Source organism: Pelagimonas sp., assembly GCF_058892305.1.
In genome coordinates, this window is the sequence record NZ_JBZXVN010000031.1 from 51,496 (window position 1) to 72,520 (window position 21,025).

The 21,025-nt window shown below is 56.4% G+C and carries 19 protein-coding genes; 13 read left to right on the forward strand and 6 right to left on the reverse strand.

Translation table 11 applies throughout. The features are described from left to right. Positions 1-94: 94 nt before the first annotated feature. The 3 genes from AC5EFR_RS13395 to purL all read left to right on the forward strand — a co-directional run bounded on the left by AC5EFR_RS13395 (position 95) and on the right by purL (position 3,762). Entirely contained in the window at positions 95-526 is a 432-nt protein-coding gene (locus AC5EFR_RS13395) for a YbaN family protein (RefSeq protein WP_493576298.1), read from the forward strand. 15 nt (positions 527-541) lie between these two features. Then, positions 542-1,120: a DUF6151 family protein gene (locus tag AC5EFR_RS13400; protein WP_493576299.1), complete on the forward strand. Its 579-nt coding sequence runs from the start codon at positions 542-544 to the stop codon at positions 1,118-1,120. A gap of 482 nt (positions 1,121-1,602) precedes the next feature. Further along, entirely contained in the window at positions 1,603-3,762 is a 2,160-nt protein-coding gene (gene purL / locus AC5EFR_RS13405) for a phosphoribosylformylglycinamidine synthase subunit PurL (RefSeq protein WP_493576300.1), read from the forward strand. Here the strand turns inward: purL and AC5EFR_RS13410 are convergent. Then, positions 3,759-4,019, reverse strand: a complete 261-nt coding sequence (locus AC5EFR_RS13410) for a hypothetical protein (RefSeq protein ID WP_493576301.1) — start codon at positions 4,017-4,019, stop codon at positions 3,759-3,761. The two genes, purL and AC5EFR_RS13410, sit on opposite strands and share 4 nt — an antisense overlap. A 9-nt stretch (positions 4,020-4,028) precedes the next feature. On the opposite strand from AC5EFR_RS13410, the gene AC5EFR_RS13415 reads away from it, so the two are divergent. After that, positions 4,029-4,724, forward strand: a complete 696-nt coding sequence (locus AC5EFR_RS13415) for a M48 family metallopeptidase (RefSeq protein ID WP_493576302.1) — start codon at positions 4,029-4,031, stop codon at positions 4,722-4,724. 113 nt (positions 4,725-4,837) lie between these two features. Here AC5EFR_RS13415 and AC5EFR_RS13420 read toward each other — a convergent pair whose 3' ends face one another. Both AC5EFR_RS13420 and AC5EFR_RS13425 read right to left on the reverse strand, forming a co-directional pair. After that, positions 4,838-5,983: a YhaZ family DNA alkylation repair protein gene (locus AC5EFR_RS13420; protein WP_493576303.1), complete on the reverse strand. Its 1,146-nt coding sequence runs from the start codon at positions 5,981-5,983 to the stop codon at positions 4,838-4,840. A gap of 85 nt (positions 5,984-6,068) precedes the next feature. After that, a complete protein-coding gene (locus AC5EFR_RS13425; RefSeq protein ID WP_493576304.1) occupies positions 6,069-6,848 on the reverse strand; it encodes an SDR family oxidoreductase in 780 nt (259 codons plus the stop codon). Positions 6,849-7,020: 172 nt separating this feature from the next. Here AC5EFR_RS13425 and AC5EFR_RS13430 point away from each other — a divergent pair, with 172 nt between their 5' ends. The 3 genes from AC5EFR_RS13430 (at position 7,021) to AC5EFR_RS13440 (ending at position 10,441) form a co-directional block, all read left to right on the forward strand. Then, positions 7,021-8,037, forward strand: coding sequence for a Hint domain-containing protein (locus AC5EFR_RS13430; RefSeq protein ID WP_299937797.1), 1,017 nt, complete (start codon positions 7,021-7,023; stop codon positions 8,035-8,037). A gap of 55 nt (positions 8,038-8,092) precedes the next feature. Then, complete coding sequence (locus AC5EFR_RS13435; protein WP_493576305.1) at positions 8,093-9,538, forward strand: pentapeptide repeat-containing protein; 1,446 nt, start codon at positions 8,093-8,095, stop codon at positions 9,536-9,538. Positions 9,539-9,784: 246 nt separating this feature from the next. Further along, on the forward strand, positions 9,785-10,441 hold the full coding sequence (locus AC5EFR_RS13440) for a substrate-binding periplasmic protein (RefSeq protein WP_493576306.1): 657 nt from the start codon (positions 9,785-9,787) through the stop codon (positions 10,439-10,441). Between the two features lie 61 nt (positions 10,442-10,502). On the opposite strand, the gene AC5EFR_RS13445 is transcribed toward AC5EFR_RS13440, so the two are convergent. Beyond that, positions 10,503-11,921, reverse strand: coding sequence for a hypothetical protein (locus tag AC5EFR_RS13445; RefSeq protein WP_493576307.1), 1,419 nt, complete (start codon positions 11,919-11,921; stop codon positions 10,503-10,505). Between the two features lie 143 nt (positions 11,922-12,064). On the opposite strand from AC5EFR_RS13445, the gene AC5EFR_RS13450 reads away from it, so the two are divergent. Further along, positions 12,065-13,672 carry a peptide chain release factor 3 gene (locus AC5EFR_RS13450; protein WP_493576308.1) on the forward strand — a complete coding sequence of 536 codons (1,608 nt, stop codon included), beginning with the start codon at positions 12,065-12,067 and terminating at the stop codon, positions 13,670-13,672. A gap of 213 nt (positions 13,673-13,885) precedes the next feature. After that, a complete protein-coding gene (locus AC5EFR_RS13455; RefSeq protein WP_493576309.1) occupies positions 13,886-14,299 on the forward strand; it encodes a DUF6010 family protein in 414 nt (137 codons plus the stop codon). 146 nt (positions 14,300-14,445) lie between these two features. Here the strand turns inward: AC5EFR_RS13455 and AC5EFR_RS13460 are convergent, their stop codons facing one another. Further along, entirely contained in the window at positions 14,446-15,696 is a 1,251-nt protein-coding gene (locus AC5EFR_RS13460; RefSeq protein ID WP_493576310.1) for a vWA domain-containing protein, read from the reverse strand. Between the two features lie 57 nt (positions 15,697-15,753). Then, complete coding sequence (locus AC5EFR_RS13465) at positions 15,754-16,674, reverse strand: AAA family ATPase (protein WP_493576311.1); 921 nt, start codon at positions 16,672-16,674, stop codon at positions 15,754-15,756. Positions 16,675-16,699: 25 nt separating this feature from the next. Here AC5EFR_RS13465 and AC5EFR_RS13470 point away from each other — a divergent pair, with 25 nt between their 5' ends. From AC5EFR_RS13470 to AC5EFR_RS13485, 4 genes are all read left to right on the forward strand, one after another. Then, positions 16,700-16,840, forward strand: a complete 141-nt coding sequence (locus tag AC5EFR_RS13470) for a hypothetical protein (protein WP_493576312.1) — start codon at positions 16,700-16,702, stop codon at positions 16,838-16,840. 137 nt (positions 16,841-16,977) lie between these two features. After that, the gene (locus AC5EFR_RS13475) at positions 16,978-18,009 is read left to right on the forward strand and encodes a glycosyltransferase family 2 protein (protein ID WP_493576313.1); all 1,032 of its coding nucleotides are present in this window, start codon (positions 16,978-16,980) and stop codon (positions 18,007-18,009) included. Continuing rightward, positions 18,006-18,647: a hypothetical protein gene (locus AC5EFR_RS13480; RefSeq protein WP_493576314.1), complete on the forward strand. Its 642-nt coding sequence runs from the start codon at positions 18,006-18,008 to the stop codon at positions 18,645-18,647. Before AC5EFR_RS13475 ends, AC5EFR_RS13480 begins: the two co-directional genes overlap by 4 nt. Beyond that, positions 18,647-21,025, forward strand: coding sequence for a glycosyltransferase family 2 protein (locus AC5EFR_RS13485; protein WP_493576315.1), 2,379 nt, complete (start codon positions 18,647-18,649; stop codon positions 21,023-21,025). Before AC5EFR_RS13480 ends, AC5EFR_RS13485 begins: the two co-directional genes overlap by 1 nt.

Consider the following 21,025-nt stretch of genomic DNA (forward strand, 5'->3'; position numbering starts at 1 on the left):
GCAGCACCATCACCTCCCTGTTGGACTTCGGCCGAGCTTTGAGCTCGGCCTTTTTTCTTTAAAGACCCAACTGTCGCGCCCTTGCAATCACCCCATGATGCGCCATGTTGCCAATCAACAACCACAGGCGCATCACTTGTCCGACAAACCACATCATAAATTGGCCCGGCCGTTCTGGGTGCTGTTGGGCGGTCTTAGCCTCGCGCTTGGGGTGATCGGCATTGTTCTACCGATCTTGCCAACCACACCTTTTGTCCTTCTGGCCGCCTTTTGCTTTGGCAAGGGCTCGCCGCGGTTGCGGCTCTGGCTCGAAACCCACCCGACCTTTGGCGACCCCATTCTCGCATGGGAAGATCACGGTGCTATCGCCCGCAAACACAAGAAAATGGCAGGAGGAATGATGCTTGCCGCCTTTTTGCTCAGCCTCGCCTTGCGTTTGCCGGTGCATGTGTTGATCATCCAAGCGATCTGTTTGTCTGGGGCGGCATGGTATGTTCTGTCACGGCCCGACGGCCCCGAGGACTGAGTAAAGGAAGTAATAATGGCCGATAAGTGTTCCCTAAACTGCCGCTGCGGCGCCGTACAATGGCACATCAAGGCGGGGGCCGCCGGGCGGCATGTCATGTGCTACTGTGCCGATTGCCAGAGCGAGCCAAATCACTTGGGCGTTTCTGACACCTTCCTTGACAATGGTGGCACCCAGATTTTCCAAACGACCCCGGATCAATTTGTCTTTGACAAGGGTGTGGACCATCTCGGCCTGCTGCGCCTTGGCCCCAAGGGTCTGTTTCGCTGGTACACCACCTGCTGCAACACCCCAGTTGCCAACACCCTGCCTAGCCCGTCATTGCCTTTTGTTGGCGCGGTTCTCCCGGTTGGCCATGACCATTTTGGTCGCGTAAGCTGTCACGCCAATACCGCGGCCGCTGCAACCAAGATTCGCCAACGCGGCGTCGCGGGGGCTGTCTATTCCATGTTCTTTCGGGCAGCGAAAACCGCCCTGTCCGGGAAAGGCAAAATCACCCCCTTCTTTCATGATGACAAAACCCCGATTGTCGCGCCCACCGTTCTCACGCTTGACCAACGCAACACCGCCCGCCCTGACACCATCCTGCGCTAAGGTCACGACGCTGCCGGGCACGCGTCCGTCCGCAAACTCGCCCAAACTCGCCATTGATCACCGGGTAGGAAATGGCACGGACGGCGTGACGGCTTTCCCTAGGCAAAGTGGGGTGCCCCACTTGCCCAGCCCCACCAACATGCCGCCATTAACCTGTCCTAACCGCTTTTAATCCAAAAGCTGCTCGGCTTGGCCACCGCGTCCTCGCCCTTTGACCAATCTCCGCCAAACTCGACCAGAATCCTACGGATTGCCTGTCTCCACATCCGACCTCGACCCAAAAACCGCTGCCCAATCTCCCCCAAACGCCCGCGGTTTTGTCCAAATTCCCCCGTTGCCCAAAACCCGACCGCCGCATTACCGTCACCGCACGCTCTCTTAACCCCCTCCCTGCCGCCCCCTCTGAGCTTCCCCCTTCCCCTTTGCCGATGCTTGTCGTAAAGAGCGCGCAACGCCTGCCACTACGATATTAGGGGACCCCCATGACCGAACCGGCCATCACCACAGAGCTGATTGAATCCCACGGGATCAACGCCGAAGAATATGACCGCATTCTAGAGATCATGGGCCGCGAACCCACCTTCACGGAACTTGGTATTTTCAGCGCGATGTGGAACGAACATTGCTCTTATAAATCCTCAAAACTGCACCTCAAAAAGCTGCCTGTTGATGGCCCTCAGGTCATCTGTGGCCCCGGTGAAAACGCCGGTGTGGTTGATATTGGCGATGGCCAAGCTGTTGTTTTCAAAATGGAAAGCCACAACCACCCGTCGTATATCGAACCCTACCAAGGTGCGGCCACCGGTGTTGGCGGCATTCTGCGTGACGTCTTTACAATGGGTGCCCGCCCGATCGCGGCGATGAACGCGCTCTCTTTTGGTGAAAAAGATCACCCCAAAACCCGCCAGCTTGTACATGGTGTGGTCGAAGGTGTTGGCGGCTACGGCAACGCCTTTGGTGTTCCGACCGTTGGCGGCGAAGTGCGCTTTCACCCCGCCTATAATGGCAACTGCCTTGTCAACGCCTTCGCGGCGGGCCTCGCGGATGCCGACAAAATCTTCTACTCCGCCGCCTCTGGTGTTGGCCGCCCGGTTGTCTACCTCGGTGCGAAAACCGGCCGTGACGGTGTTGGTGGCGCCACGATGGCATCGGCGGAATTCGATGATTCCATTGAAGAAAAACGCCCCACCGTTCAGGTCGGCGACCCGTTCACCGAAAAACGCCTGATGGAAGCCACGCTTGAGCTGATGCAGACCGGCGCGGTGATTTCGATCCAGGATATGGGGGCCGCGGGCCTCACTTGCTCCGCCGTTGAAATGGGCGACAAGGGCAAACTAGGTGTGCGTCTTGATCTCGAAAACGTGCCCCAGCGCGAAGAGAACATGACCGCCTATGAAATGATGCTGTCGGAATCCCAAGAACGGATGCTGATGGTTCTGGATCCGGCGAAAGAGGCCGAAGCCCGCGCCGTCTTTGTCAAATGGGATCTCGATTTTGCCGTCGTCGGTGAAACACTGGCCGAAGACCGCTTCCTCATCGTGCACAACGGTGAAGTCAAAGCCGACATGGAGCTGTCAAAACTCTCCTCAACCGCGCCCGAATATGACCGCCCGTGGGTGGCCACTCCGGCGGCGGACCCGCTCGAAGACGTGCCCCAGATTGATGGCATCGACGCGCTCAAGGCGCTGATCGGCTCGACCAACTATTCCAGCCGCGAATGGGTTTACCAGCAGTACGACAGCCAAGTGATGGCCGACACGGTCCGCGTTCCGGGTTATGGCGCGGGCGTGATCCGCGTGCATGGCACCGACAAACAACTGGCCTTTACCAGCGACGTAACCCCCCGTTATGTCAAGGCAAATCCGGTTGAGGGCGGCAAGCAAGCCGTTGCAGAAGCCTTCCGCAATCTCTGCGCGACCGGGGCAAAACCCTTGGCGACCACCGACAACCTGAACTTCGGCAATCCCGAAAAGCCTGAGATCATGGGCCAGTTTGTTGGCGCTTTAGACGGCATCGGTCAGGCCTGTATCGCGCTGGATATGCCGATCGTGTCGGGCAACGTCTCGCTCTATAATGAAACCGACGGTCAGGGCATTTTGCCAACACCAACCATCGGTGCCGTTGGCCTGATTGCCGCCGACGAAGAGCCGATCCTTGACTATGCCCGCGACGGCCATGTCGCCCTGTTGATTGGCGAAACCGAAGGGCATCTGGGCCAATCCGCCCTTCTCGCCGAGGTCTTCAACCGCGAAGACGGCGACGCACCCGCCGTTGATCTGGCGGCGGAACGGCGCAACGGCGATTTCATCCGCGACCAACGCGCGCTGATCAAATGCTGCTCTGACCTCTCGGATGGCGGTCTGGCGCTGGCGGCCTTTGAAATGGCCGAAGCCTCGGGCGTTGGCGTTCAGCTCGACACCGACGACACAGCGCAGCTGTTTGGCGAAGATCAGGGCCGCTATTTGGTCGCCTGCAACTTTGATCAGGCCGAAGCGTTGATGCTGGCCGCTGGCCAAGCCGGGGTTCCAATCACATCGGTTGGCAAATTCACCGGCGATACGGTCAAATTCGGAAGCTCCGAAGCCCCGCTAGACGAGCTATCTCAGATCAGCCGCGACGCATTTTCCGGGTATTTCGCTTAAGCGACAAAACCATCAAAGGTGGCGTGTTCCGTAGAAAAAACACCCAATAGAAACAATATATTGGCCTCAACCGTTTGGTTGGGGCCTTTGTTGTTTTCGAAGATATTGTGTTCGGTGACGCGGGTTGTCCGGTTGAATTTCGGCGACTGCGGTCGCCGCAGTCTTTCCTTCAAAACAGCGGCTCGGCCGCCGGTTTTGACACCCGTGCGCAAATTGGCCAAACGCCACGCATTGCCCTTGCCGGTCCATGGCCCCATATTCCCCCTATGCTAAAGCTTACCCCCCTCCTTTTGGCGATGGTCTACGGATACATCATGTTCCGGTTTTCCGCTTGGCGCAGTGCGCGGGAATTAGACGCCAAATCAACGATTCTGGCCGCGCCTAGCCTTGCGCCCTTGCTCGACCAACTCGCCGCCGCGCTCGAGGTGGCGCGGATCAAGGTGCACGTTTACGAAGTGCCGCAAATCAACTGCTTGGCCACTCATGACGGGCGCATTTTTATCACCCGTGGGTTTCTAGATCGCCATATCAAGGGCGAGGTCAGCGCCGAGGAATTGACATCGGTGATCGCCCATGAACTTGGCCATGTGGCCCTTGGTCATGCGAAAACCCGGATGAATGACTTCTTTGGTCAAAACGCCATGCGCAGCGTTTTGGCGATGGTCTTGAACCGCTATACCTTTGGTTTTGGTGACTGGGTCGCGGATCGGATCATGAGCTTGCACCGCGCCGGATTGTCCCGTGCCGACGAGTTCGAGGCCGATGAATACGCGGCGGCCTTGCTCACCAAAGCCGGGATTGGAACCGCGCCTCTGACCTCGCTTTTTGAAAAGCTCGAACATTGGAGCGCCGAGACGTCGCAACCGGTTCCGGCGTGGTTCATGTCCCACCCCAAACCCGGCGATCGGATCAAAGCCATTCAAAAATTGGAAAAGCGTTGGACTAAAGCGTCCGACCGTTAACCTGAATCATCATGAGACACGAATGTCCCGAGAGTGCCGAAGGCATGGCAGGGTATTCGTGTTTCAAGTTTAAGGTTGGGCGCTCTAAGGTCGACACGCGCACATAAGTGGCGCTAATCTTGCGCCAATAGCTCAAAACCACCGCTGGCAACGTCTTGGCCGTTGACCTGAACCGTGATCCCATGTGCGCCGGGATGCAGGGTAAAGGTGCTGGCATTGCCCTTGAGTTTATGGGTTTTTGTCAGAGTGAGCGGCGAGCCTTTGGCCAGCTTTGCCGTCTTGAGCTTAAAGACTTTCTCCGCCTCTCCCGAAGGGCGGGCAAAGCGCAAACGATAGTCAACCATCACCGGCAAGGACTCTGGGCTGGTCAGTGTCACATCAAACTCCAACGGCTCTCCGATTGTTACCTTTGGGGTTTTGATCGCGAGGGTCGCCGCCACATCCCCGGCCCGGTAGCCCAGCAAATCCAGCGCCCCACGCTCGCCGCGTTTGACCGCCGTGCGCAGCGCGTGTTTGGTCATCCAAGCTAGCTCCTTGGGCGTTTGCTCTTGCGTGTTCTGCCAAGACGACAGACGCGCCACAACCTCCTCTGGCATCACTTTTGACAGGTCGTTCATATGGTTGGCGACAGAGCGGGTGACATAGCGGGTTGGATCGCTGTGCAAACGCTCCAGAAACCGCAACGGCACATCCGGGGCGATGTCGATATTGCGCGCCCACGGCAGACGGGGTCGAGTTCCTTCGGACACAAGGCGGCGAACATGGTAGTTGTCGTCGCCACACCACGCATCCAACCGCGCCAGAGTGTCGTCGGGCCAACGGTTCAGGAAAGGGCGAATGTAAAACTCCATCGAAAACCGCTTGGTCGCGTCATAGATGAGATCGAGCGCAAGGTCGCGATGATCTTCCACCCCGTGACGCACCGCCAAAATGCCCGGCACCGCGTGGATGAAACGGCCAAAGTCATCGTCGGTTTGACTGGGGTCAAGCTCTGGCGGCATCGCGGCGCGCAATGCCTCGACCATGGCCGGGAAATCCGTTGGCAGGCGGTTTTCAACACAGGTCGCAATCCAATCCAGCCGTTCCAAAAGGCCAAGATCACCAAACCCCGCCAAGACTTCGCTGGCAAAATCATCGCCATCAAAGCCCGGTAACTGGCCATATTCCGCAGCCAGATCACCGATGCTTTGTTCATTAAATAACTGATCCGCAAGCGAGAACCCCGCGCCGCCACCCTGTCCGTCTGGTCCTCGTGCCATGTCTACCTCTTACATGTCGTCTGGGTGCCCCAAAATTCCGTGCACGGAATTTGCAAAATCCATGCATGGATTTTGGGGCTCTCGGTTAAAGTGTTGCGTTGGTCGCGCCACCGTCGAGCAGGATGTTCTGCCCCACGATAAAGCCCGCGTGTTGCGAACTCAGGAACGCGCACATCGCGCCAAATTCCTGACGCGTGCCATAGCGGCGTGCCGGAATGGTGGCCGCGCGTTGATCGGCGGCTTCTTCGATCGAAATGCCCTGTGCATCGGCAACACCGGTATCAAGCGAAATCGCGCGATCAGTAGCGTGAATACCCGGCAAAAGGTTGTTCACAATAACCCCCTCTGGCGCAACCTGACGCGCGGTGCCAGCCACGTAACCGGTCAACCCGGTGCGCGCAGCATTCGACAAGCCCAATTGCGGGATCGGCGCTTTGACCGATTGCGAGGTGATATTGACCACCCGGCCCCAGCCCTTGGCGGCCATTTTCGGCATCAGTTCCGTCATCAAAGCAATCGGCGTCAACATATTGGCATCCAAGGCGGCAAGGAACTCATCGCGACCCCAATCGGACCACAATCCCGGAGGCGGACCACCGGCGTTGGTGACAAGAATATCCACGTCACCCGCGACTTCCAAAACTTTGGCACGCCCTTCTTCCGACACGATATCGGCCGCAACCGTGGTCACCTTGACCCCATAGGTGTCGCGGATCTCTTGCGCCGTCGCCTCAAGCGCTTCGGCCCCGCGGGCATTCATCACCAGCTCGACACCGGCCTGCGCCAAGGCTTCGGCACATCCTCGACCCAAACCCTTGCTTGATGCGCAAACCAATGCGCGTTTTCCTGCAATCCCCAGATCCATGATCTCTCCTGTTCGTATGGCCCACCTCCGGGCCGTTGTTTCGCGTCAGCCGACAAAAGGTCGGATCAACGGCTATTTGATGCCACAATCAGGTATCATACAATGCAAGATGCAACAGCCGCCCGGGATTCGTTTCTTGTTTATCTAGCCGGGCTTCCTGTCACGAGGTGTCATGAGTACGAACCAGACCAACCGCTCCGCTCAAACCCTGCATGTGTACCGTGCCGAGATGATCCGCGTGATCAACGGGGCCAATCTGGGGGATTCCCTCTCCTTTGCGGATGAGCTTGTGCCGGATGATGTCTATCGCCTCTCGCCCTTGGCCGCGACCGTGCGGATGCGGGTGCAGACCGGCGGCAACCCACCGTTTCAAATCGCGTCTGACACCGACATGGGCCTACCCGGTGCTGATCTACATCTCGATTGCTGTGTCACCTTCATGTCGCCAAGCGGCGAGACCGTCGAATGCCTTGTTCTGGTGGAAGTCGATGAGGACGGCAATGTCGCCCAAATCTATACGCTGCCCTTGGGGGAAATGACCCCAAATGCCGAATATGTTCTGGTCGGCGTCAATTCCGACAACGCCCTGCAACGCTTTGCACAGGTTGCCTGTGTGTCCTTTACCGCCGGCACGATGATCACCATGGCCAATGGCGCGCAACGCCCGGTCGAAGACCTTGCCGTTGGCGACCGGGTTTTAACCCGCGATGATGGTCCGCAAGAAATCCGTTGGCTGGGTCATCACACCGCCCGCGCGGTTGGGGCCTTTACCCCGATCCTGATCCGCGAAGGCACGCTCAACAACACCCGTGATCTCTTGGTCTGTCCGGATCACCGGCTGTTTATCTATCAACGCAGCGATGAAATTGGGGCCGGTCGCTCCGAAATTCTGGTGCGTGCCCGTCACTTGGTGAATGACATCACGGTTATGCCGGTCACTGGCGGCTTTATCGACTATTACCAGATGCTGTTTGACAGCCATCAAATCATCTACGCCGAAGGCATCGCCGCCGAAAGCATGTTGGTCGACACCCGAACCGGTGCCGCCCTACCCGATGATATGAGCGACAAATTGGGGGAGCTGATCCCCGGTCACCGCCGCTCTGGATTTGGCGAATTGGAGGTCCAAGAAACCCTCCTGACCCGCCCCGATGTCGCCGATCTTTTGCGGAAATCTTCGACGGGGTAACCCTTGGCTGAGGCTTGACGCCATTTGGCGTCTATGCTGTCTTCACCTTTAGGTAATGAGTGAAGACGCAATGGCAAACCCACAGCATATCGAATGGTTAAAAGAAGGTGTTGAGGCCTGGAATGCTCGACGTCAAAGCGATGATTTTGTGCCGGATTTGTCGCGTGTGAACATCTTTGAAGAGCTTACCGGCATTCAGGACGACTACCTATTGGCGGACCCATTTGATTTGTCTGGCATTGACCTGCGTCAGTCAAATTTAAGGTCGAGCCTTTGGGTTAACGTCATCCTCCACTACGCCGATTTCTCGGGTTCAAATTTACGCAATTCCAGATTTCTAATCGCGGACATCTCCTACGCAAATTTTCACAAGGCAGATTTAGAAAATGTGGAACATTCGACAACAAGGGCTCACCAAACAAACTTTCAAAACGCCAATCTCACATTCGTTACTCTTGGCACTTGGAATTGGACCGACATAGATTTGCGCGGGTCGACACTCGATGGCACTGTCTTTCCACAAACATATCGCAACGGTTGGGACGTCCGCGGCACTGACCTCAGCAAAGCCAAGTATCTCGACAAACGCTACTACGAAGGCCTTCTTGGCGACGCCAATACCATCCTCCCATCGCGCCTTCCCATGCCTGCAAGTTGGTTAAGCCCAAGTACCGAACCACAAGACACCGCACTCCCGGCCCTGCCCGCCTCCCCAATCGGTCACACGGTCGGCTCCGATGCCAACACTCTGTCACTCGATGTACCACAACTTGCCCCGCCAAAACTTGGCGAGATAGATCAGCAAACTCTTGAGGGGCTATTCGAAGACCTTCAGGACGCCGTCGATGATCTGCAAAACTTTGGCAATCTCGACAATCAGGCCCCGATGCTCTCCAAAGGCGTCGAAAGGTTCCTGAAACGCCTGCCAACATCAATAAACCAACTGGATCAAATCCGCTTTGGCACCGGCGTTCAGGCGCTTTCCCTGCAATTCACCCGTGAAAAGCCCATCCTAGAAGACATCGCGCCCGAAAAACTCGGGCATCTCGAGGCCGCCTTGCTGCGCGCCTCTTTGATCTCTGCCAACCTGCCGCTTTGGCAAGAGTTCCGCCAAGCCGAGGCGGAAACCGAACCGGTCTTTGAAGCCAAGCGCGAAGACATCGAAGCGATCTTTGAACATGCGGCGGACGCGTTGGAAAGTGACCCAGACCACTTTGATCCATCCCTTTTCCAACGCATTCGCGAATATTTGGACGACGCAACCATGGTTGGCTACTTGGCCTCCAAAGACCTCCTTCTGAGCATTGCTCACAAGACTTTTGTTCTCGCAAGAGACCTATCAAAAGACACGATAAGCGAAGGGCGCAAGCTTATCATCAAAGGGATCGCCGGGGCTTTGCTGGCGCATCTGGCGGGCCCATTGCTCCAACTCGCCGGTCTCCTTCCTGGTGAGTTGGCGTGGCTGGCACATTGGATCACCTACCTACCTAAGATTTTATAGCTTCCATTTTGGCAAAAACTGAACGAGGCGATGCCTCTTCTGCCTTGCTCCGATGCCGTCGACCTGCGGCACTACCCGTCGAAAAGGCAACGGGATAACATATTGTTATTTATTGTAATTTTTTGATTAAACCCCGGTTAGGACCTGTTTGGTATCCTCGGTTTTCCTATCCTTTTCAACCGGACCCAACACATGATCTCTTTCAAATCCCTACTGTGCGCCGCCGCCCTTGTCAGCAGTGCCACAATGGCTTTCGCGAAGGCGCCTTTAACCCTTTTGACCGAAGAATTTCCGCCTTACAATTATACCGAAAACGGGGAGATCGTTGGCTCAGCAACCGATCTTATTCGTGAAGCCTTGGATGCCGCCAACGTCGCCTATGCGATGGAGGTTCAACCCTGGGCCCGCGCCTTTTCAACCGCTCAGAATACCGCCAATACCTGCGTGTTTTCGACCTCTGTCACCGATGAACGCAAACCCAAATTCAAATGGGTCACGCCCCTTGATGAAAACCACATTATCCTTGTGGGCCGCAAATCCGATGGCCATGTGATCACCTCGCTTGACGATGCGCGTACCTTGTCCATCGGCACCTATAATGGCGACGTGACCGAGGATATTCTCAAGGCTGAGGGTATGAATATCGTGTCCGCCCCCAAAGAAGAGCTGAACCCCAAGAAGCTCAAGGCCGGTCGGGTTGATCTTTGGGTGACGTTCCGCAACCGCCTTCAGCAGGAAAACGACCCCGATCTTGAAGAGGTCTATGTGGTGCAATCCACGATGACTGGCTTGGCCTGCAATCTCGACGTGGATGACGCAACCATCGCGACGATTCAATCCAGCCTTGACCATTTGATTGCCGCTGGTCGCGCCGAAGAAATCAACGGGCTTTACAAAAACTAGTCTCGAAAAATGGCAGTCGGAATAGAAACACCCGACTGCCATAACTATGATATTTATACGTTTATTGCGCTCGATCCGGAATGATCCAGGCAAAATCGGATAGCGTCACCCCCTTGAAACAGGCATCATTTGGCATCAGTGGTGCCAATAAATCGGGGCAGTTCGGGGATGAATACCCGGTCTTGTTTGGGGCGTCCTTGGGCGTATATCCGGCCCGCACATGGCAGTTACGGCAATTGGTGCGAATGGGGTGAATGACCCCTTCGATATAGGGATTAACCGCGATCGGCAGTTCGCCATCCGGCCCCGGATCAAAGGCATTTGCCTCGGTCAAAAGATATTGATCCCACGGCCCCTCGGCCTCCATTTCCGGGCGATCCCAAGAATAGGGTCCCTCATCTGAACGGCCCGACCACCAAAAGCTTTGCAATGTCCATGTTGGCACCTCTTTGGTGACAATATGCATGGCAACCTCGACAAGGTAATCCCCCGGTTCAAAGGGCTCATCATAAAGCCAATAGCTCGCTTGCGACAGGATCGCCTTGTCCGCATCGGTAAAGATACCCCAATCCGCATCCGTCACCTGATGATGATAAAACCGATCCAACCCAACCGCTTGCCCCGTTGCGCGGCGCGTTTCCATCGCGCTGCCATCATGGTTTTGAACGCCGTGCAGATAGTCAACCGTGACCCAATCCCCAACCGCATCACCACCGGGGTCAATCGCAACAACCGTGCCCCAGTTTTCATAGCCGACATAGTCATTGTACATCGGCGAATAATTGTTGTCCCACCATGGCAAGGCGGTCAGCCCGTCCTTTTTGACCGGCCAATACATGTGTTTGGTCGACACATAGCGATCGGTCAAATCAATGCTTTCACCATCCTTCCAGAGGCCCTCTAGAACCGAAGCCTGATACAGCCCTTGATCGCGAATTTGCCCGAACCCTTCGGGCGATAGCGATTCAACCGCGATCATGATGTCACCGTTGTTGACAAAAAACGCGCCATCCTTGACCGAGCCATCGGTTTTGATCGCCGTCGGGTACATAGATTTGACCGCATCCGGCACCGGATAGCTCGGGCCTTTGGTGTTGACGGGAATATCTGCACCGGCTGATCGGGCTTTGTGGATCTCCTTGATTTGCGGGGACACCCGGATCGAGGAAACCGCCTCGCTGTGAGCGCCGCCAACGGCAAACGCCTGCGCCGACGTGGGCCAGCTAAACCAGATGGGCCAAGAATTCGGGGTTCCCGGCTCAAGCGGTTGATTCATCCCGGCAAACAACCGCCACGCATGGGCGCGCGACACCCCCATCTCTCCCGCGACGATACTGTCCCACAAGCGTTCATTTTCTTGAAAATAGCCAAATCTCTCTGGGATGGGTTGAAATTCCGGCCGCCCCTCTTGGGCCACCGCCGAAGAGGTGAGTAAAACTGACAAACTGGCTAAATACCCGGCATAGACACGTCTTGGCATGGAAATCTCCAATCAAAAGCTGAAAAGAAAGTCGTAGAATCCACCTTAAGGCGATTCACACAATTCGCATACATCTTTTACATCGCGCGCCGCATCCCGCGGCACGCATTGCCCCCGCGCTCAATTCGCGCTATCGCACGCGCATGTTAGATACCGCCTCAAACCGCCCCGAACTCCCGCCCGAGATTGCGCGCCGTCGCACCTTTGCGATCATCTCGCATCCGGATGCCGGGAAAACCACTTTGACCGAAAAGTTCCTCCTTTATGGCGGCGCTATTCAAATGGCGGGTCAGGTTCGGGCCAAAGGCGAAGCGCGACGCACCCGGTCTGACTTTATGCAGATGGAGAAAGACCGCGGCATCTCGGTTTCGGCCTCGGCGATGTCTTTTGATTTCGGTACGTTTCGCTTCAACCTCGTGGATACGCCTGGCCACTCGGATTTCTCCGAAGACACCTATCGCACCCTGACGGCGGTCGATGCGGCCGTCATGGTGATCGACGGCGCCAAAGGCGTAGAAAGCCAGACACGTAAATTGTTCGAGGTTTGTCGTTTGCGCGACCTTCCGATCCTGACCTTCTGTAACAAAATGGACCGCGAGGCGCGGGACACGTTTGATATTATTGATGAAATTCAAGAAAATCTGGCGATTGACGTCACCCCGGCAAGCTGGCCCATCGGTATGGGCCGCGATTTCTTGGGCTGTTATGACATGCTCAATGACCGGCTTGAACTCATGGATCGCGCCGATCGAAACGTGGTTGCCGAAACCATTCAGATCAACGGGCTAGATGACCCTGAGCTGGAGAAACACATTCCCGAAGCCTTGCTCGAACAGCTGCGCGAAGAGGTTGAGATGGCCAAGGAGCTTTTGCCAAAGCTCGATCCGCAATCGGTTCTTGAGGGGCATATGACCCCGATTTGGTTCGGCTCCGCCATCAACAGCTTTGGCGTCAAAGAGCTCATGGATGGCATCAGCGCCTATGGGCCGGAACCGCAAATTCAATCGGCCAGCCCGCGTAGCGTTGCCCCCGAAGAAAAGAAAGTCGCCGGCTTCGTGTTCAAGGTTCAGGCCAATATGGATCCAAAGCACCGCGATCGCGTTGCCTTTGTGCGTCTGGCGTCTGGCCATTTCAAACGCGGCATGAAACTCACCCATGTGCGCACCAAGAAACCGATGGCGATTTCCAATCCGGTGCTGTTTTTGGCCGCCGACCGCGAATTGGCCGAAGAGGCATGGGCCGGTGACATCATCGGTATTCCCAACCACGGCCAGCTGCGCATTGGCGATACTTTGACCGAAGGCGAAGCCATCAAGGTCACGGGCATCCCAAGTTTTGCGCCGGAATTGTTGCAAGGGGTGCGCGCCGGTGATCCGCTGAAATCCAAACACCTCGAAAAGGCGCTCATGCAATTCGCCGAAGAAGGGGCCGCCAAGGTGTTCAAACCAATGATCGGCTCGGGCTTTATTGTTGGGGTTGTTGGGGCACTGCAATTCGAAGTGCTCGGCAGTCGGATTGAAATGGAATACGGCCTTCCGGTGCGTTTTGATGCATCGCAATTCACCAGCGCCCGTTGGGTGCATGGCGAACAGGATGCCGTTGACAAATTCGTCAACGCCAACAAACAGCACATCAGCTATGACAATGACGGCGACGTCGTTTACCTGACACGTTTGCAATGGGACATTGACCGCATCGAGCGCGACTACCCCGATGTGACACTCAGCGCGACCAAGGAAATGATGACATAATCCCAAGCCCGGACTTGGGGGTATGCTGGCAGCATTCTCTTCAAAGGAGAGAGTGCTGCCACACAGTCACAGCCTAACCCGGTTGAGAAATCATCTGCAAAAGTCGAATTCCATTTCAATGTCAGATATCAGACCCGCCGCACCGCCTGTTCCCAGCGCTTGGCGGCTCTAACCGCTTATTGACCAATGAAGCGCAGTATACGATTGTCAACTATGGACGAAACGCCTCACATCATTGCCCGCTTGCCTTTGAGATCAGGCGCTGTGCTGGGCATATTGCCCTTGCCTGTTCATTTTGTCCTTCCAGCTGAACTTTCGTATCAATTGGCAGCAATTACATTGGTTCTCATTGCGGGAATCTACATCGGGTATGCGTTCAAGGATGGACGCCTTCACACCATTTTCGTTGAGTTGCTTGGCGCACTTGGGTTTTCCGCAGCCGCATGGCTCGGATTGAATGGTTTTCCTGGCTTCATTGTCGCAGCGCTTGCCTTGCATGGGTTTTGGGATTTGCTGCATCACAACATTTTGGATACCGATGTTCCACGCTGGTACATTCCATTCTGCGCCGTGGTGGATTGGGTTATGGCCCTAAGCCTTTTTGCTATCTGGCGCTTTGTTGTTTGAGGTATTTGTGACACGCGCAAATCGGACTGAGAGGATCGCGCGGCAAAAGTGCACTCACTCCGCCCAAAGGTCGGCACAATATCTTGGCCAAAAGAGGTTTTTAAAACCGTCTCACTTCTGACCTCGGCAACACGCGATCCCGCTGGTTACAGCAGTGCCATCAAGCGCGCCTTTTCTCCGGCATCGTCATGGCTCGAAATCACCGCTGCTAGATCCTCAAGCGATTGGATCGAATGCCCGGCCCGGAAACTATCAACACGCGGTAACATGGTGCGAATGCCCGAGGCCTTGGGCGCAAATTCATCCCACCGCAATAACGGGTTAAGCCAGATCAAGCGCCGCGACGACAATTGCAGGCGTTGCATTTCATGCGCCAAATCCGCTGGCTCACCACGGTCCAAACCATCCGTGATCAACAAAACAACGGCCCCCTGCCCCATCACCCGACGCGACCAATCGCGGTTGAATTCATGAATGCAATCGCCAATCCGCGTGCCGCCTTCCCAATCCTGAGCCTCGGCCCCGGCGGATTTCAGCGCTGCATCGACATCGCGCGTCGCCAGATGGCGGGTGATATTCGTCAACCGCGTGCCAAAGGTAAAGGCGTGGACTTTGGCCCAACCTGCGCCTTTTTCATTAGCGACAGCATGCAGGAAATGCAGAACCATGCGGCTATATTGGCTCATCGAGCCGGAAATATCGCAAAGCACCACCAAATTGGGCCAACGCAAACGCGGTTTGGCATGAGAAATGCTGTGAATCTCGCCGCCCTGACGCAAGGCGTTGCGCATGGTCTTGCGATAATCCGTGCGCAAACCGCGTTTGGCCGCGATGGAACGCCGCGAGGCAAAGGGTTTCACCGGCAAGGTCAGCCGCGCCAACATCCGTTTGGCTTGCGCGACCTCCTCGGTCGACATCTGTTCAAAGTCGAGTGATTTGAGCTTTTCCTCGGTGCTGATCGTCATCGAGGCGTCGACCTCGATCTCGGTGCCGTCCTCTTCCTGCTCACCCTCGGGAATATCGGGCATCTCATCGCCCAGCAACGCCTGCGCCGCGCGTTTTTCACCCGATTGCGCAAGCTTTTCTTCCTGCACACCGCGCACCGCTGGCAACATCATCGACATCATATGTTCGAGGTATCGCGGATCGCGCCAATAGAGCCGGAAAACCTGCGCATAAATGACCCGGTGTTCGGGGCGATTTACAAAACAGGCATGCAACGTCCAGTAAAAATCCATCCGATCCGAAAAACCGGCGGCTTCCACGGCGCGGATCGCATCAATCACCCGCCCCGGTCCAATTGGCAGACCGGCCCGCCGCAGCGCCCGCGCGAAATGGATAATATTCTGCGCAAGTCGCGGATTATCCGGCAATTCCAAAGGGATATATTCAGCCATCACCCACCATGGGGGCGCGGCCCCCATCCCCGATCCTATGTCGCATCACGACCAACATCACGCCGGTTCTAGCGCCGCACTTGCTTCGTCCAAAATCCGTTTGGCTTCCGACCCTTGGATTTTCGAGATGTCGTCCTGATACTTCAGGATCGCGCCCAAGGTGTCGCTGATCATTTCTGGTGACAGGTTGACCACATCCAAGGCCAAGAGGCATTTCGCCCAGTCAATCGTTTCCGCGACGCCCGGTTTCTTGAACAGGTCTTCGGTGCGCAGCTTTTGCACAAAGCTGACGATTTCACGCGACAGGTTTTCTGCCACTTCGGGGGCGCGCGCGGTTAGAATTTCGACTTCGCGCTCAAAGTCCGGGTAATCCACCCAGTGATACAAACAGCGCCGTTTCAGCGCATCATGCACTTCGCGGGTCCGGTTGGATGTCAAAATCACGATGGGCGGCTCGGGGGCCTTGATCGTGCCGATTTCCGGGATTGTAACCTGAAAATCCGACAGGGCTTCGAGAAGAAAGGCCTCAAACGGCTCATCCGTCCGGTCAAGTTCATCAATCAACAGGATCGGCGCGCCGTTTTCATCGGGGCGCATGGCCTCAAGAAGCGGGCGTTCGATCAGAAAGTCTTTGGAAAACAATTCGGTCTGCAAAGACCCGCGATCGGCCCCACCCTGTGCTTCGGCGGTGCGGATGGCGATCATTTGCGCCGGAAAGTTCCATTCATAGACCGCCGAAGAGGCATCAAGCCCCTCGTAACATTGCAACCGGATCAACTTGCGGTTCAACATCAAGGCCAATGCCTTGGCAATTTCGGTTTTGCCCACCCCGGCCTCGCCCTCAAGGAACAAGGGCCGTCCAAGGCGCAGTGACAAGAACACAACCGTCGCCAAGGCGCGCCCGCAAACATAGCCGGTGCTGGCTAGCTGGCTTTGCACCTCGTCAATGGATGCCGGAATTGATGATGAATTGCCCATGAAAATCCTCCCTCGCCCCCTTCGGATGCCCGCATGGGCGGGCGTGGTCAATAGCGCCAAAGTCGCACAAGCCATCGAAAACGAAGGCTTTGCATTGACGGCTTGCATGGGGAATGCGATGATTCGCATTATAAAAACCGGGAAAACCCGGAACGACGGCGGGTGAGCAGACATGCCAAACATCAACGCGCAGGCCCATGGCCTGACCGCGACATATAACTTAGGCGCAAGCCCTATGATCGTAACCTCTGATTTGCGAGGATGCGCTATAACGCGCGTGTATCTGCAAAAAGGGGGCGGATCATGCGCATAACGGCCGTCACTTGTGTCAAGAATGAGGGGCCGTTCCTTTTGGAATGGATCGCCTTTAACCGTCTCTTGGGTGTGACGGATTTTCTATTCTATTCAAACGATTGCACCGATGGCACCGATGTGTTGCTGGATGCTTTGGCGGAACAGGGAGGGGTCACCCATCTGCCGAACCCGGCGCAGGGGCGCAATTATCAGATGGAGGCGCTCAAAGACGCCGCCAAGCAGGATGTGGTTAAAAACGCCGATTGGGTCTGGGTGGCGGATGTTGACGAATTCCTCAACATTCATGTCGGCAACCACACGATCCCGGCGTTGATCGACGCCTGTGGCAACCCGCACTGTATTTCGGTGACGTTTCAGTTCTTTGCCAATTGCGATGTGGAAGATTTCGAAGACCGCCCGGTGATCGAACAGTTCCTACAGAGCCACAACCCTGATCTGTGGTGTGGCGAGACCGCGATTGAGGTGAAATCCTTGGTCCGAAGCGATTTTCCGCTGCAATATTTCGGCGCGCATCGTCCGTTTTTCCGCGAGAAACTTCCGAAAAACAAACGGCCAAGCTGGACCGATGGCGCTGGCCGTCCGGTGCCGCATAAATTCCTCGTGGCGGCCAACCCGCGCCGTATCCGCAAATTCCCCGCCCATGGCGCGCGTGAATTTGCGACGCTCAATCACTATGCCCTGCGCTCACTCGACAGCTATCTGGTCAAAAATGACCGCGGCGACGTTAACCGAGAGAACCGCAATTTTGACGACACCTATTGGAAAGAGCGCAATGATCCGTCTTTCGAAGATCGCTCGATCTTGCGGTATGCGCCCGATCTGACCACCGCGATGGAGGCCTTTCGCGCCGATCCGGTGATTGGCCCGCTGCATGACACATGCGTGCGCCTGCATTGCGAAAAACGCGATGCGTTGATGGCCGATCCAACCTATGCGGGGCTTTATGGCCATTTGCGCGAACTGCCCCCCTACCCACCCGGCGAATATGAGCTGATGCTAGAACTGGGATTGGCGTCATGAAGCGGGTGAAATGTGTCAATCTCGGCCTGCCCAAAACCGGCACCACCTCCTTTGCCTTTGCGCTTGAAAAGGCGGGCTGGCGGGTGGCCGATCACAAGGTGCGCCGCATTCACACCCGTGAACCGGGGCTTGGCGGCACCTTTGTTGGGCGGCAATTGTACAACGGCTATTTCGAAGGGGATCCCTTCAAATACCTCGATCTTTACGACGCTTTGTCGGAAATCAGTGTGCTCAAAGGCGATACCTCGCTTTGGCCGCAATGCGACTATGCGTTGATCAAGGCGATGCGCCTTGCCCGGCCCGATGTGCTTTTTGTTGCCACTTGGCGACCGGCGTCTGAAACCTCGGATAGTATGCGGCGCTGGAACAATCTTGGCACCGACCGTTTGCCGACCGGGGCCATCCCCGGCCTGCCGATGGGCTACGGCGAAAGCGACGCGGATCGCGTGCGTTGGATTGAGGGGCATTACGATATGCTGCGCGACATCTTTGGCGATGATCCGCGCTATCTGGAACTGCCGATGTCGGCCAAGGATGCGCGCCAACGGCTGTCAACTCATCTCGGGTTGGACCTACCATGGTGGGGAAAAATGAACGTGAATAGCGGGGCCAAAGGGGCCTCACGAGGGGCGGCGTGATGAAGATTTTCGTTCATATCGGCCCCGACGGCACCAGCAGCGATAGGTTGCAACGTGTCTTGGATTCCAAGCGCGAACAGATGCTTGGCAAGGGTGTGCTCTATGCCAGAAGCCCGGGCGCACGCAATCACACCCGCCTGTTTCTGGCCGTCACTGACCCCGAAAACGTTGATAGCCTGCGCTATAATCGCGGCTTTATCACCGGTGAAAAACAGGCCTCGTTGCGCGATGACGTGACGCGCCAATTGCAGGCCGAGGTTGAACGCCATACCCCCGATACGCTGATCCTGTCGGCGCATCAATTTGGCTCATCCCTATGTACCGCCTCCGAACTGCAACGCTTGCGCGCAATTCTGGCACCGCTGTCCGATGACATTCGCATCGTCGCCCATCTTGATGATCCGGCCCGCCTGTTGATCCGCCGCTATGCCGGTCAGCTGATCGAGGGGCGCACCGGATCGCTCCAGCAGGAACTTGACTGCCTTGACGGGGCAAGTTTTTGGGACGCCGCCCTTGCCACCCGCCCCGCACCCGACCCACAGGCCGGGCAGTTTGGGGAAATCCAAGGCGCGTGTTACTGGCTTGATTTCAAACGGCTTCAGAACTTTTGGGACGATGTCTTTGGGGCCGGGTCGGTGCGCTTTCGCACCGTCGACATGCCGCGGTTTTTCTCCAACGAAGCCCCCGAAGAGCTGCGCGCCGCTTTTGACATCTCGACAACCATCGGCAAGGTGATCCCCGAAGACTTGCCCGGCCTGCCCTCGGCCGCCTGGCAAACCCGCTCGCGGCTTTTCAACGATGCGGCGCTGCGGCTTTTGGCCAAAAAGGACGTCATCCTGCCCCGGCAATTGTGGCGCAAATTCCTTGGCGAAATCAAAGTGCACGGTGATCCGATTGCTGCGGGTTCGCTCCATGCCCTCTCTGATCATTTCGCCGATGACATTGCCGATCTTTGTGCCTTGCATCCCGGTCTTGATGCCGACCTGCTTGCCCCCGATGCGCCACAAGCCGATTGGCAAGAGGCCGATCCGACCCGCGGGTTTCGCGCCACGCAATACCTCATGGCGTTCCGCTGGCGCATCAATCAAGCCACCAAAGAAGAAATGGCCAACAAAGCCGCCGATCTGGCCGAACTGAACGGCACCACAACGCCGAGCCCCACCCCGCCTCAGGAACAGGGGATCGAGGCGAAACTGTCGCCAGCCGCGCGCCGCGTCATGACGCCCGAGGCGATCCAGAATTTTGAGAAACTGCAAAACTCAACCTTTGCCCCCCATAACAAAATGGGCCGGGTCAACGAAGAAGAGCTCGCCGGCCCTTATACTCCGATTGAACCGCGCAAATTGCCCAAGAATTCCAGCGGCAATGTCATCGTCGGCTGCATGAAAAACGAAGCCCCCTATATCGTCGAATGGGTCGCCTATCACCGCGCCATGGGCTTCGATAACATCTTGGTTTACACCAATGATTGCAGCGATGGCACCACCGAGATCCTTGATCGTTTGCAAGAGATGGGCGTGGTTCAGCACCGCAACAACGACAATTGGTCGGGCAACTCGCCGCAACAACACGCGCTTGACAATTCGCTCAAGGAACCGGTGATCAAAAACGCCGAGTGGATTGCGCATATCGACGTGGATGAGTTCGTCAATGTGCGCTGTGGCAACGGCACTTTGGCCGATTTCTTTGAACGCGTGCCCGATGCCACCAATGTTGCGATGACCTGGCGATTGTTTGGATACAACGGCGTCACCCATCTCAAAGACAAGTTTGTGCTCGAACAATTCGACACCTGCGCCCCGAAATTCTGCCCCAAGCCGCATACGGTCTGGGGGTTCAAGACCATGTTCAAGAACACCGGGGCCTATGCGAAAATCTCCTGCCACCGACCCAACAAGCTTGAGGACGGGGCCGAGAAAAAGGTCAAATGGGTCAACGGATCGGGTCAGGACATGACCAAAGATGCCTTGATGAATGGCTGGCGCAATTCCAAGAAAAACATCGGCTATGATCTGATCCAGCTGAACCACTACGCCCTGCGGAGCGCCGAAAGCTATCTGATCAAACGTCAACGTGGCCGTGCCCTGCATGTGGACCGCTCTATCGGGTTAAACTATTGGATTCGCATGGATTGGTCGGTGCATCGCGATCTGACTATCAAACGCAACCTGCCCCGGATGCAGGCGGAATATGATCGGCTGATGGCGGATAGTGAGCTGGCCAAATGGCACGCAAGCGGTCTGGAGTGGCATTTCGCCAAGGCCACGGAATTGCACGGTATGCCGGAATTTGAAGACCTGTACCAACAGGCGTTGCAACTAGAACTGACAGAAACCGAGCGGGTGGCCTATGCGCTCGCCCTCGATTTGGAGACCTGA